Origin of the sequence: Sideroxydans lithotrophicus ES-1 (genome assembly GCF_000025705.1) — a bacterium.
GTDB lineage: Bacteria > Pseudomonadota > Gammaproteobacteria > Burkholderiales > Gallionellaceae > Sideroxyarcus > Sideroxyarcus lithotrophicus.
Genome location: NC_013959.1, coordinates 1,052,039 through 1,065,949 on the forward strand (window position 1 = coordinate 1,052,039; position 13,911 = coordinate 1,065,949).

The 13,911-nt window shown below is 57.3% G+C and carries 12 protein-coding genes; 11 read left to right on the forward strand and 1 reads right to left on the reverse strand.

The annotated features are described in order from the left end of the window. Positions 1-9: 9 nt before the first annotated feature. The 11 genes from nuoG to SLIT_RS15535 all read left to right on the forward strand — a co-directional run bounded on the left by nuoG (position 10) and on the right by SLIT_RS15535 (position 13,251). Positions 10-2,316, forward strand: coding sequence for an NADH-quinone oxidoreductase subunit NuoG (gene nuoG / locus SLIT_RS05380; protein WP_013029212.1), 2,307 nt, complete (start codon positions 10-12; stop codon positions 2,314-2,316). Continuing rightward, positions 2,313-3,413 carry an NADH-quinone oxidoreductase subunit NuoH gene (gene nuoH / locus SLIT_RS05385; RefSeq protein WP_013029213.1) on the forward strand — a complete coding sequence of 367 codons (1,101 nt, stop codon included), beginning with the start codon at positions 2,313-2,315 and terminating at the stop codon, positions 3,411-3,413. Before nuoG ends, nuoH begins: the two co-directional genes overlap by 4 nt. Positions 3,414-3,430: 17 nt before the next feature. Continuing rightward, positions 3,431-3,919, forward strand: coding sequence for an NADH-quinone oxidoreductase subunit NuoI (gene nuoI, locus SLIT_RS05390; RefSeq protein ID WP_013029214.1), 489 nt, complete (start codon positions 3,431-3,433; stop codon positions 3,917-3,919). A 15-nt stretch (positions 3,920-3,934) separates the two neighbouring features. After that, on the forward strand, positions 3,935-4,582 hold the full coding sequence (locus SLIT_RS05395; RefSeq protein WP_013029215.1) for an NADH-quinone oxidoreductase subunit J: 648 nt from the start codon (positions 3,935-3,937) through the stop codon (positions 4,580-4,582). A gap of 15 nt (positions 4,583-4,597) precedes the next feature. Next, positions 4,598-4,909 carry an NADH-quinone oxidoreductase subunit NuoK gene (gene nuoK, locus SLIT_RS05400; protein ID WP_013029216.1) on the forward strand — a complete coding sequence of 104 codons (312 nt, stop codon included), beginning with the start codon at positions 4,598-4,600 and terminating at the stop codon, positions 4,907-4,909. Positions 4,910-4,914: 5 nt separating this feature from the next. Then, positions 4,915-6,933 (forward strand): NADH-quinone oxidoreductase subunit L, encoded by a 2,019-nt coding sequence (gene nuoL, locus SLIT_RS05405; protein WP_013029217.1) that lies wholly within the window; start codon positions 4,915-4,917, stop codon positions 6,931-6,933. Between the two features lie 32 nt (positions 6,934-6,965). Continuing rightward, complete coding sequence (locus SLIT_RS05410; protein ID WP_013029218.1) at positions 6,966-8,459, forward strand: NADH-quinone oxidoreductase subunit M; 1,494 nt, start codon at positions 6,966-6,968, stop codon at positions 8,457-8,459. A 7-nt stretch (positions 8,460-8,466) separates the two neighbouring features. Then, positions 8,467-9,915 (forward strand): NADH-quinone oxidoreductase subunit NuoN, encoded by a 1,449-nt coding sequence (nuoN, locus tag SLIT_RS05415; RefSeq protein ID WP_013029219.1) that lies wholly within the window; start codon positions 8,467-8,469, stop codon positions 9,913-9,915. Between the two features lie 66 nt (positions 9,916-9,981). Beyond that, positions 9,982-10,536, forward strand: coding sequence for an NUDIX domain-containing protein (locus SLIT_RS05420; RefSeq protein ID WP_013029220.1), 555 nt, complete (start codon positions 9,982-9,984; stop codon positions 10,534-10,536). A gap of 161 nt (positions 10,537-10,697) precedes the next feature. Then, on the forward strand, positions 10,698-11,900 hold the full coding sequence (locus SLIT_RS05425) for an ammonium transporter (RefSeq protein ID WP_013029221.1): 1,203 nt from the start codon (positions 10,698-10,700) through the stop codon (positions 11,898-11,900). A gap of 64 nt (positions 11,901-11,964) precedes the next feature. Then, positions 11,965-13,251 (forward strand): TniQ family protein, encoded by a 1,287-nt coding sequence (locus tag SLIT_RS15535; protein WP_190272148.1) that lies wholly within the window; start codon positions 11,965-11,967, stop codon positions 13,249-13,251. A gap of 12 nt (positions 13,252-13,263) precedes the next feature. Here the strand turns inward: SLIT_RS15535 and SLIT_RS05435 are convergent, their stop codons facing one another. Next, complete coding sequence (locus SLIT_RS05435) at positions 13,264-13,899, reverse strand: DUF429 domain-containing protein (RefSeq protein WP_013029223.1); 636 nt, start codon at positions 13,897-13,899, stop codon at positions 13,264-13,266. Between the last annotated feature and the right edge of the window lie 12 nt (positions 13,900-13,911).

Genomic DNA, 13,911 nt, shown 5'->3' on the forward strand with positions numbered 1-13,911 from the left:
AGGTGAGCAATGATCAATATCGAAATTGACGGCAAGCAGATACAGATACAGAACGGCTCGACCGTGATCGAAGCCGCGCATCAAGCCGGGATCGCCATCCCGCATTTCTGTTATCACAAGAAACTTTCCATCGCCGCCAATTGCCGTATGTGCCTGGTCCAGGTGGAGAAGGCGCCCAAGCCTTTGCCTGCCTGCGCCACGCCGGTAGCCGAGGGCATGAAGGTGTACACCCATTCCGAGCAGGCGGTGAAGGCGCAAAAGGGCGTGATGGAGTTCCTGCTGGTGAATCACCCGCTGGATTGCCCGATCTGCGACCAGGGCGGCGAGTGCATGTTGCAGGACATGTCGGTCGGCTACGGCGCCGGACATTCGCGCTACCACGAAGAGAAGCGCGTGGTGCTGAGCAAGGACATCGGCCCGCTGGTGTCGGCAGAGGAAATGAGCCGCTGCATCAACTGTACCCGCTGTGTGCGTTTCGGCGTCGAGATCGGCGGACAGATGGAGCTGGGCCAGGCATTCCGCGGCGAGCACGCCGAGATCATGTCCTTCGTTTCCGGTACGGTGGACTCAGAGCTCTCCGGCAACATGATCGACCTGTGTCCGGTCGGCGCGCTCACCAGCAAGCCGTTCCGTTACAAGGCGCGTTCGTGGGAACTGTCGCGCCGCCGCTCGGTCAGCGCGCACGACAGCCTTGGTTCCAACCTCGCCGTGCAGACCATGAACAACCGCGTGTTGCGCGTGCTGCCCATCGAGAACGAAGAGATCAACGAATGCTGGCTGTCCGACAGGGACCGCTTCGCCTATGAAGGATTGAATTCCGCCGAGCGATTGACCAAGCCGATGATCAAACAGGACGGCCAGTGGCAGGAAGTCGAATGGCAGACTGCACTGGAATATGCCGCCAATGGTCTGCGCCATATTGCTAACGGTGCCGGGGCAGAACAGATCGGTGCTCTGGCAACGGCGAATTCCACATTGGAAGAGCTCCATCTGTTGCAAAAACTCATGCGTGCCGTCGGCAGCGAGAATATCGATTTTCGTTTGCGCCAGTCCGATTTCAGCAGCGACAGCAAGCAACAGGGTGCCCCCTGGTTGGGCATGTCCGTGAGCGACATCAACCGTGCCGATCGTTTCCTCATCGTCGGCAGCTTCCTGCGCAAGGACCACCCGCTGTTGGCGGCACGTATCCGCCAGGCAGTGAAGAAAGGTGCGCAGGCCAACATCATCCATTCCGTGGATGACGACCTGTTGATGAAAGTCTCGAACAAGGCCATCGTCGCACCGGATGCGCTGGTCGAAATGCTGACGCAGGTATCGAAAGCGCTGACGGCCGAAAAACAGGGGCAGAGCGCGAGCGGCGAAGCGGCAGCCATTGCCAGAAGCCTGGCCAGCGGCGAGCGCGTCGCGGTCTTGCTGGGCAATTTCGCGCAGCAACATCCGCAAGCCGCACAACTGCAGGCTCTGGCGCAGCAGATCGCCGCGTTGAGCAACGGCAAATTCGGTTTCTTCGGCGAGGCGGCCAACAGCGTGGGTGGTTATCTGGCGCAGGCAACGCCTGGCGGCAAAGGACTGAATGCGCAGGCCATGCTGGCCGCACCGCGCAAGGCATATGTTCTGCTGAATGTCGAAGCCGAGCTTGATTGTGCCGATCCGCAGCAGGCCATTGCTGCCATGAAGGCGGCCGATCTGGTGATCGCGATGAGCGCCTATAAACATCAAGCAACGGAGTACGCCGACGTGTTGTTGCCCGTTGCGCCATATACCGAGACCTCGGGCACTTTCGTCAACACCGAAGGCCGCGTGCAAAGTTTCAAGGGAGCGGTCAAACCCTTGGGCGAAGCGCGTCCGGCATGGAAAGTGTTGCGCGTGCTGGGCAACCTGCTGAAGCTGGAAGGTTTCGAGCAGGACACCTCGGAAGCGGTTCGCGACGAAGTACTGCAAGGCATGGACGTCGCCGCCAGGTTGAATAACGCCATCGGCGGCGTCGAGGCGAAGGCTGCTCCCGCTTCGCAAGGACTGCAACGCGTCAGCGATGTGCCGATCTATGCGACGGATGCGATAGTGCGCCGTTCCGCACCCTTGCAAGCCACTGCCGATGCTGCGGCACCGCAGGCCTGGCTGCACGGCGATGAACTGAGGAAGCTGGGCGTGCAGGCCGGCGCGACAGTCAAGGTCAGTCAGGGGCAGGGTGACGTGCAGCTTGTCGCTGCGGCAGACGACAGATTGCCCAAGGGCGTGGTGCGCGTGGCTGCCGGCCATGCCGCGACTGCTGCACTGGGTGCGATGTTTGGAACGATCACCGTGGAGCGTGCATGATGGAAGCCCAAGCCCTGCATTTCATACAATCGCTGTTGAGTCTGGTCGGACTCTGGGACTTACTGGGTGCTTACATCGAGCCAGCCTGGCCGGTGGTCTGGATCGTGGTGAAGATATTCGTCATCATCCTGCCGATCATGGGTGCGGTGGCCTATCTGACCCTGGCCGAACGCAAGGTGCTGGGCTTCATGCAGATCCGTCCGGGTCCCAACCGTGTGGGCTACTGGGGCCTGCTGCAGCCGATCGCCGATGGCGTCAAGCTGCTGCTCAAGGAAGTCATCATCCCGACCGGCGCCAATAAATTCCTGTTCGTCGCCGCGCCGGTATTGGCGCTGGCACCAGCCTTGTCGGCCTGGGCGGTGGTGCCTTTCGACGACGGCATGATCCTGGCGAATGTGAATGCGGGACTGCTGTACCTGCTGGCGATGACCTCGCTTGGCGTGTACGGCATCGTCATCGCCGGCTGGGCATCCAACTCGAAATATGCCTTCCTCGGTGCCTTGCGTTCCGCGGCGCAGATCGTTTCCTATGAACTGGCCATGGGCTTCGCGCTGGTTTGCGTGTTGCTGGCTGCTCAGAGCATGAACCTGGGCGACATCGTGCGCGGGCAGCAGGGTTCCTATGGCATGTTCGGCTGGTACTGGATACCGCTGTTCCCGATGTTCGTGGTGTATTTCATCGCCGGCGTGGCAGAGACCAACCGCGCGCCGTTCGACCTTGCCGAAGGCGAGTCCGAGATCGTGGCCGGCTTCCATGTGGAATATTCCGGCATGGGCTTCGCGCTGTTCTTCCTGGCGGAATACGCCAACATGATCCTGATCGCCGCCCTGACCGCGGTCATGTTCCTCGGCGGCTGGCTCAATCCTTTCCATGGCTGGCCGTTGCTGGGCGAATTGACCGACCATATTCCCGGTTTACTCTGGATGCTGGGCAAGATGTCGGTCATGCTGTTCATCTTCCTGTGGTTCCGCGCGACTTTCCCGCGTTATCGCTACGACCAACTGATGCGCCTGGGCTGGAAGGTGTTCATTCCGCTCACGCTGGTCTGGGTGGTCGTAGTGGCTGCCTGGATGCAGACCCCCTATTGGCTGTGGTAAGCCTTCGAGGATAGACAATGAAAAACCTCATCAATTTCTTCAAGAGTTTCCTGTTGCTCGAATTGCTCAAGGGCATGTCGGTGACGGGACGCTATTTCTTCGCCCGCCATATCACCGTCGAGTACCCGGAGGAGAAGACGCCGCAGAGTTTCCGTTTCCGCGGCCTGCACGCGCAGCGCCGCTATCCGAACGGCGAGGAACGCTGCATCGGCTGCAAGCTGTGCGAAGCGGTATGCCCGGCGCTGGCGATCAAGATCGAAGTGGCGGAACGCGAAGACGGTACGCGCCGGACGACCCGATATGACATCGACCTGGTCAAGTGCATCTTCTGCGGTTTCTGCGAAGAATCATGCCCGGTGGATGCCATCGTCGAAACACGCGTGTTCGAATACCACGGCGAGAGTCGCGGCGACCTGTATTACACCAAGCCCATGCTGCTGGCGATGGGGGAAAAGTATGAAGAGCAGATCGCCATGGATCGAGCTGCCGATGCCAAATACCGGTAGGAAGAGGAAGCCCCGATGAATCTTGAAACCGTATTGTTCTATTTCTTTGCCATCGTGACGGTGCTCGCTGCGTTGCGCGTGATCACTGCGCGCAACCCGCTGCATGCGGTGCTGTTCCTGGTGCTGGCCTTCGTCAGCAGTGCCGGCATCTGGCTGTTGCTGGAGGCGGAATTCCTTGCCATCGTTCTGGTACTGGTCTACGTCGGTGCGGTGATGGTGCTGTTCCTGTTCGTGGTGATGATGCTGGATATCAACATCGAGCGTCTGCGTGAAGGTTTCTGGCGCTGGCTGCCGGTGGGACTGTTGCTGGCTGCATTGATCGGGGTGCAGATGGTGTGGGTACTGGGCGCCAAAGAAACATCCGCCGGCATGCGGGTCGTCAAGCACGCCGCCGATTACAGCAACACCAAGGAACTGGGCCGTCTGGTCTACACCGATTACGTCTACCCCTTCGAACTGGCTGCGATATTGCTGCTGGTGGCGATGGTGGCGGCGATCGCCTTGACGCTGCGTCGCCGGCGCGATGCCAAACGGCAAGACATCAACCAGCAGGTCAAGGTCAAGAAACAGGATCGCTTGCGCATCGTATCGGTGCCATCCGCATACAAGGCGGGTGAGGTGCAAGAGGCAGTCGTATCGCCGAATGGGCATACCGCAGATTAAGGCAAAGGGGAGAACATGTTGAATCTGGGTCTATCGCATTATCTGGTGCTGAGCGCGGTGCTGTTCGCCATCAGCGTGGTGGGTATCTTCCTGAACCGCAAGAACCTGATCGTATTGCTGATGGCGATCGAGTTGATGCTGTTGGCGGTGAACACCAATTTCGTCGCCTTCTCGCATTACCTGAACGATCCGGCGGGTCAGATATTCGTGTTCTTCATCCTTACCGTGGCGGCTGCGGAAGCGGCGATCGGTCTGGCGATCCTGGTGGTGCTGTTCCGCAATCTGCATACCATCAACGTCGATGATCTCGGCAGCTTGAAAGGTTGATGCGCATGGATATGCAAAGCCTGTATTTGCTGGTTCCCCTGGCTCCCCTGGTTGGCGCCATCATCGCCGGCCTGTTCGGAAAGGTGATTGGTCGCGCGTGGTCGCATCGCATCACCATCGCCCTGGTTGCCGTCTCGTTCTTCGCCTCGGTTGCGATCTTCCGCGATGTACTGGCGGGGCACCAGTTCAACGGCACGGTCTACAAGTGGATGTCTTCCGAATCCACCAGTTTCGAAATCGGCTTCCTGATCGACCGCCTGACCGTGATGATGATGCTGGTGGTGACTTTCGTCTCGCTGATGGTGCACATCTACACCATCGGCTACATGGAAGAAGATCCCGGCTACCAGCGCTTCTTCAGCTATATCTCGCTGTTCACCTTCTCCATGCTGATGCTGGTGATGGCCAACAACTTCCTGCAACTGTTCTTCGGCTGGGAAGCGGTGGGTCTGGTCTCTTATCTGCTGATCGGCTTCTGGTACACACGCCCGACGGCGATCTACGCCAACCTGAAAGCGTTCCTGGTCAACCGCGTCGGCGACTTCGGCTTCCTGCTCGGTATCGGCCTGGTGCTGATGGTGTTCGGCACGCTGGACTACCAGGCGGTGTTCGCCAATGCGCATAACTATGTCAATGACATGGCCCCCATCCCCGGCATCTCGGTGGGATTGCTGACGTCGATCTGTATCCTGCTGTTCATCGGCGCGATGGGCAAGAGCGCGCAGTTCCCGTTGCATGTCTGGCTGCCTGATTCGATGGAGGGCCCGACGCCGATCTCCGCCCTGATCCACGCCGCGACCATGGTGACCGCAGGTATCTTCATGGTGGCGCGCATGTCGCCGCTGTTCGAACTGTCGGATACGGCCTTGTCCTTCGTGATGGTCATCGGTGCGATCACCGCGCTGTTCATGGGCTTCCTCGGCGTCATCCAGAACGACATCAAACGCGTGGTGGCATATTCCACGCTGTCGCAACTCGGTTACATGACCGTGGCGCTGGGCGCATCTGCCTACTCGGTGGCCGTGTTCCACCTGATGACGCATGCATTCTTCAAGGCGCTGCTGTTCCTGGGAGCGGGTTCGGTGATCATCGCCATGCATCATGACCAGGACATCCGCAACATGGGCGGCCTGCGCAAGTACATGCCGATCACCTGGATCACCTCGCTGATCGGTTCGCTGGCCCTGGTCGGCACGCCGTTCTTCTCCGGCTTCTATTCCAAGGACAGCATCATCGAGGCGGTGGAGTACTCGCATCTGGCGGGGTCCGGTTTTGCCTACTTCGCGGTGGTGGCTGGTGTCTTCGTCACGGCTTTCTATTCCTTCCGCATGTATTTCCTGGTGTTCCATGGCGAAGAACGTTTTGGCAAAGCGCATCACGACCACGAGGGCGATCATGCCGACGAGGAGATATCCACCGACCATCATCACGGCCTGGCTCCGGGGCAGAAACCGCATGAGTCTTCATGGGTGGTGACGTTGCCGCTGATACTGCTGGCCATTCCTTCCGTGCTGATCGGTTTCTTCGCCATCGACCCGATGCTGTTCGGCGGATACTTCCTCGACTCGATCTATATCGGCCAGAATCACCAGGCACTGACAGAGATGCGCGAGGAGTTCCGCGGACCGGTGTTCATGGTATTCCACGCTTTGGCCGATCTGCCTTTCTGGCTGGCGGTTGCGGGTGCGGGTAGCGCGTGGTTCTTCTACATGAAGCGTCCGGATATTCCGGCAACCATCAAGCAGAAGTTCTCTGCCATCTACACCTTGCTGGACCAGAAATACTACTTCGACCGTTTCAATGACTGGTTCTTTGCCGGCGGCGCACGCGGCACCAGCCGCCTGCTGTGGAAATTCGGCGACGTGAAGCTGATCGACGGTTTCTTCGTCAATGGTTCGGCGAAACTGGTCGGCATGTTCTCCGGCGTGCTGCGCACTTTCCAGACCGGCTACGTCTATCACTATGCATTTTGGATGATCATCGGCGTGTCTGCACTGTTGACGGTGCGGACATGGTTCGAATAAGGCAGTACTAGAGAAGAGCAGAAGGAACAAGCATGATTTTCGGATATCCCCTGTTGAGCGCTGCCATCTGGTTGCCCATTCTCTTCGGCGTGCTGGTGCTGGCCACCGGCAACGACCGCAATGCGAGACTGGCGCGCACGATTGCGCTGGTCGGAGCGATCTTGAGTTTCCTGGTGACGATCCCGTTGTACACCGGCTTCGATCGCATGACCAGCGACATGCAGTTCGTGGTGCTCAAGGACTGGATACCGCGCTTTAACATCCATTACCACCTGGGCGTCGACGGCATCTCCTTGCTGTTCGTGCTGCTGAACAGCTTCTTCACGCCACTGGTGGTGATTGCCGGCTGGCAGGTCATCGAAAAGCGCGTGGCGCAATACATGGCAGCGTTCCTGATCATGTCCGGCCTGGTCAACGGCGTGTTCGTGTCGCTGGATGCGATGCTGTTCTATGTGTTCTGGGAAGCGATGCTGATCCCGATGTTCATCATCATCGGCGTATGGGGCGGCCCCAACCGCGTATATGCGGCACTCAAGTTCTTCCTCTATACCTTGCTCGGCTCGCTATTGATGCTGGTGGCCTTGCTCTATCTCTATCACCAGTCCGGTGGCAGCTTCGACATCCTCGACTACCACCGCATGGCGATACCGTCGCTGACCGCGCAGATACTGGTGTTCATCGCCTTTTTCATGGCGTTCTCGGTGAAGGTGCCGATGTTCCCGGTGCATACCTGGTTGCCGGATGCGCACGTCGAAGCGCCCACGGGCGGCTCGGTGATCCTGGCGGCGATCATGCTGAAGGTGGGCGCTTACGGCTTCATCCGCTTCTCCTTGCCGATCGTGCCCGACGCCAGTCATTACCTGGCGCCGGTGATGATCGCGTTGTCCCTGATCGCGGTGGTGTATATCGGCCTGGTGGCGCTGACCCAATCCGACATGAAGAAACTGGTCGCTTATTCTTCCATATCGCATATGGGCTTCGTCACGCTGGGCTTCTTCATCTTCAATTCCTACGGGATGGAGGGAGCGTTGCTGCAGATGATCTCCCACGGTTTCATCTCCGGCGCGCTGTTCCTGTGCATCGGCGTGCTGTATGACCGCGTGCACTCGCGCCAGATCGTCGACTACGGCGGCGTGGCCAACAAGATGCCGGTGTTCGCCGCTTTCTTCATGCTGTTCGCGATGGCCAACAGCGGTCTGCCCGGCACCAGCGGATTCGTCGGTGAGTTCATGGTGATCATGGGGGCGGTCAAGGCCAACTTCTGGTTCGCCTTTGCTGCTGCCAGCACGCTGATCTTCGGGGCGGCCTATACGCTGTGGATGTACAAGCGCGTGATCTTCGGCGCGGTCGCCAACGACCATGTCGCGCATCTGCGCGATATCAGTGGCCGCGAAAAAATCGTCTTCATCATTCTTGCGATCACCGTACTGGGTATGGGACTGTATCCATTGCCGTTTGCCGACATCATGCACACCTCAGTGACCGATCTGCTGGTGCATCTCGCTACTCCCAAAGTTTTGAATTGAGGAACACATGAATCTTCTCTCCTCCCTTTATCCGGCTTATGCAGAGATATTCCTGCTCGTGATGGTGTGCGTGATCCTCATCGTGGATCTGTTCATCGTCAATTACACCAAGACATTGACCTACCTGATGGTGCAGATCACCTTGCTGGGCTGCTCCCTGATCACGGTGGCGACGCATGTGGACGGCATCGCGTACCTGTTCCATCACATGTTCGTCGATGACCTGATGTCGGATGTGCTCAAGCTGCTGACTTACCTTTCGGTATCCATGATGCTGGTGTATTCGCGCACCTACCTGATGGCGCGCGGGCTGTTCACCGGCGAACTGCTCTCGCTGGTATTGTTTGCCACGCTGGGCATGATGGTGATGATCTCCGCCAGCAACTTCCTTTCCCTCTACCTCGGCCTGGAGCTGCTCGCATTGAGCCTGTATGCCCTGGTGGCATTGCAGCGCGATTCCGCCGTCGCCACCGAATCGGCGATGAAATACTTCATCCTCGGCGCGATGGCCTCCGGTTTCCTGCTCTACGGTATGTCCATGCTGTATGGAGCGACCGGATCGCTCGACTTGAGCAACATCGCCGATGCCATCCGCCACGGCACGGCGAACAATCAGCTGCTGGTGTTCGGTCTGGCCTTCATCGTGGCAGGCCTGGCATTCAAGCTCGGTGCCGTGCCGTTCCATATGTGGGTGCCGGACGTGTATCACGGTGCGCCCACCGCAATGACCATGTTCATCAGCTCCGCTCCCAAATTGGCGGCATTCGCCTTCGTCATGCGCATCCTGGTCGAAGCGCTGCAGCCGCTGATGATCCACTGGTCGGGCATGCTGGTGATCCTGGCCGTGTTGTCCATGGCTGTGGGCAACATCACCGCGATCGCGCAGACCAACATCAAGCGCATGTTCGCCTATTCGACCATTGCCCACATGGGCTTCCTGCTCATCGGCATCCTGAGCGGAACGGTCGAAGGCTATGGTTCCTCCATGTTCTATGCGGTGGCCTATGTGCTGATGAGCCTGGGCGGTTTCGGCATGATCATGCTGCTGTCGCGGGAAGGCTTTGAAGCCGACAACCTCAATGACTTCAAAGGGCTCAACCAGCGCAGTCCGTGGCTCGCTTTCATGATGCTGTTGCTGATGTTCTCCATGGCGGGTGTCCCGCCGACCGTGGGCTTCTATGCCAAGTTCTCGGTGCTGAATGCGGCAGTGCAGGCCGGCCATCTTCCGCTGGTCGTGATGGCGGTGCTGTTCTCGCTGATCGGTGCGTTCTACTATCTGCGCATCGTCAAGCTGATGTACTTTGATGCGCCGGAAAGCCACGAAAAGCTCTATATCCAGCCCGACAGCAGCCTGCTCATCTCCATCAACGGCCTGGCCGTGCTGGCGCTCGGCATCCTGCCCAACACGCTGATGTCGGTGTGCGCCGTCTCGGTACAACAGTCTTTATTGCACTGATCAACGCCATGTATCGAATGAATGCTCCCGCTGCGGCGGGAGTATTCGTTTTGAGGAGGAGGAAAAATGGATCTGACCGAAAAACAGCTCGATAGCCAGGTGATGTACAACGGCGGTTTCATCGAGGTTCTCAAGGACAACGTGCTGCTGCCGGACGGCAGCACCAGCACGCGTGAATACATCACCCATCCCGGTGCAGTCGCCGTGCTGGCGCTGCTCGACAACGGCAATCTGGTGATGGAACGGCAATACCGTTATCCGCTGCATCGCGAATTCATCGAGCTGCCCGCCGGCAAGATCGACGCAGGCGAAGACATCCTCGTCACCGCGCAACGCGAATTGCTGGAAGAGACCGGCTATGCGGCAAGCGAATGGATACATCTGACGACGGCCTGGCCGTGCATAGGCTATTCCGACGAATGCATGGAATACTTCCTGGCGCGCGGGTTGAAGCATGTGGGCGACAAACTGGATGACGGCGAGTTTCTCGAAGTATTCGAGCTATCCCTGGTCGAAGCCATCGAGTGGGTGCGGCTAGGCAAGATCAACGACAGTAAGACCATCGTCGGACTGTTCTGGCTGGACAAGGTGCTGAACGAGGGCTGGGCCGCACCGAAATAAGGCATCACTTTGGTGCGCGAATCATCATCAGGCACCATTAAGGTGAACAATCTGCGCCTGAAAATCCATTCAAAATAAATATATCCTTATAAAACAATTGGCATGTCGAATGGCATGCCGCTTGCATGCGAAGTGCGGGTTTGCACTTTTTTGGAGAGAACATGGAAAATCTGAAGGTCGGAAGTGATGCATTATTCATTCTGCTTGGCGCCATCATGGTGCTGGCCATGCATGCCGGGTTTGCATTCCTGGAACTGGGCACAGTGCGGAAGAAGAACCAGGTCAATGCACTGGTGAAGATACTTTCGGATTTTGCGGTATCCACATTGGCTTATTTCTTCATCGGATACAGCATCGCCTATGGCGTCAATTTTTTCAGCGGCGCAGAAATACTGGCGCAGAAGAACGGCTATGAACTGGTCAAGTTCTTCTTCCTGCTGACCTTCGCGGCCGCGATCCCGGCCATCGTTTCCGGCGGTGTGGCAGAGCGGGCGCGTTTCAACCCCATGCTGGCCGCTACTTTCGTGCTGGTGGGTTTCGTCTATCCGTTCTTTGAAGGCATCGCCTGGAACCATCGCTTCGGCGTACAAGACTGGCTGAACGGCAGCTTCGGTGCAGAGTTCCACGACTTCGCCGGCTCCGTGGTGGTGCATGCGGTAGGTGGCTGGATAGGCCTGGCGGCCGTGCTGATGCTCGGCGCGCGCCATGGCCGATACAGCAAGGAAGGGCGCATCTCGGCCCATCCCCCGTCCAGCATCCCGTTCCTCGCGCTCGGCGCATGGGTGCTGACCGTGGGCTGGTTCGGCTTCAACGTCATGTCTGCCCAGACCATAGACAAGATCAGCGGACTGGTCGCGGTCAACTCCTTGATGGCGATGGTCGGCGGAACACTGGTTGCGCTGTGGGCAGGCAAGAACGACCCCGGCTTCGTGCACAACGGACCGCTCGCCGGTCTGGTGGCGGTATGCGCAGGATCCGATGTGATGCATCCCATCGGCGCGCTCATCACCGGCGGCGTGGCGGGGGGGCTGTTCGTCTGGATGTTCACCCTCACGCAGAACCGCTGGAAGATAGACGATGTGCTCGGCGTGTGGCCGCTGCACGGCCTTTGCGGGGCATGGGGCGGCATCGCCGCCGGCATCTTTGGTGCAAAGATGCTGGGAGGTGTCGGCGGCATAAGCTTCATGTCGCAACTCATCGGCACACTGATGGGCATCGCCATCGCCCTGGTCGGCGGCTTCGTGGTCTATGGCGCGATGAAGAAGTTCGTAGGTATCCGACTGGATCGTGAAGAGGAATTCAACGGTGCCGACCTGAGCATACACAAGATCTCTGCTACGCCGGAACGCGAGTCGGGCTGGTAATCAATGTGATGGCGAGGAATAAAGTCTGTCGGACGAGAATAAAGTCTGTCGGGGTGAGAGACGATTGCTGACATCTAAAATTCTGGATGATGAGTTTTCTCGGGGCTACAGGGGGCGACTTCGAGCTTTAAATCAATATTCTTCAGTACTGAAGTTCATGGAGGCATTGCGCACATCTGTGCATCCTCCAGGAACGACTCCGGATGCATATTCTGATTCAGCCACTCTGGCGCTTGCTGCAGGTGTTTCGCTTGAGCACTTTGCCCGGAAACACAGTTTGCTCCCTTTCTATCGAACAGTTTCGCGTGAGGGTGACGCTGGCCAGCGTGACACTTACAGCGTTGAGACCATAGGCTATTTCGGGACCAGGAGTTCGCGCCAATCTATGGCGATATTTTGCCCTGAGTGCATCAAGGAAGACAAAGCATCTCCTCGAGGTTTCGCCTACTGGCGTCGATCTCATCAATTACCTGGAATTCCCTGGTGCGTAACACACGGTTGCCAGCTAGCTAACAGTCCTGATGGAACTAAGGCATTCGACGCTATGCCATTTCCTGAAATGGATGCGATCTTTGAATTTTCTGAACCGGAATTTATCGAAGTTTCTACAAATCCGATAATCCAGCGCTACGCAAGCATTGCCATCGCGTTTCTGAACGCAGAAGTGACAACGCCAGATATTCATGCACAGTTTCGTATTGCCGAACAGGCAAAGAAGCATAATTTGCGTGTTTGTATACAAGGAAAGCGGCCAACGCTGACCGACAGACTGCTGGAACAGGTGCCAAAATATTGGCTGAGAACTCTCTATCCCGATATCGATAAGCACTCGTCAACGGAGTTTTTTTATCCCATTGATAACGTAACTGTCGGAGTGACTGCAGGCACAAGTTATGTGCTGGCACTCGCTTCGCTTTTCGATTCAACTGAGGAGGCATTGAATTACTGGCAAGGAGATATTGAGGGGCTGCCAACTGAGCGTAAAGTGCAGCGAAGTTTTGGCAAAGACTATTGGAGCAGTACCGAAATGTTTAAGTTATATGTTGAACATAGAGGGAACTACAAAAGCCTTAGCCAAGCATTAACGATCAGTCCTTCTTATCTGCGTCCCCAACTAATTGCTGCAGGTCTCCCAGGTCTTGGATTGGTGAATATGAATACCACCGCGAGGGCCGTCCTGGACTTTCAGACCGGCATGTCCCTCGAAGCAGCATGCGAATCCAATGGAGCTTCTCGGGATGAAGTGGAAAAGCTGATTCGAATTGGGATATCCAAGCTTTCGACTGCCATCAATGAAATATCCCAATCCAATTCCATTAAGGGAAGCTCACACCAAACGGATGATGACTAGGGTAAGTCGATGCTAGCTTGATATTTTGGGAACAACGACAAATCCCTCCAAACTATCGCCGTAGTTATGGCAGTTACCAGCACGCAACGATTGAGCTGTAACCGCACACAGTGCGGCATCAACAAAATCAATATTGGGAAGCATGGTCGTATCAATCCCCATATCGCTTAATATCTTGCGCCGCACTGAGCTCTTTCTCTTTGCAGAAATAATCTTCCCGGCCAGTGCACATGCCACCGCTTGAGGGAATGTCTCGAAACACACGGGGTTCGAATCTACAGGCTGACCATCGAACAAGTGGTAGTGCGCTTTCAAAAGGCTGAACAATTCGGCGCCAGCAAGCATCCAGCCATAGTTATCCTTGGGATGATCCTCTGCCATTTTCTGCGTTGGAGTAGCGAAACACCAGATACCCTCATTCATCAGAGCGCGTTCGGCGGGTCTCGCCCGTCCGGTCAGGCTCCATTGGCATGGTGCATCAACACCGACGGCCACAGCATGCTTTTGCTGGCACCAGTCAACGATTGCAGATGCGGCGGGAGTGGAGAGTTTGTCTATGCAGCAATTCCCGCGCAGCGCCACCGCATGAAAACCTTTGCGCTTGCCGCCAACATCGACACCAACAACGATCGGGCTACCTTGCAACATTCTGCGCCAGAC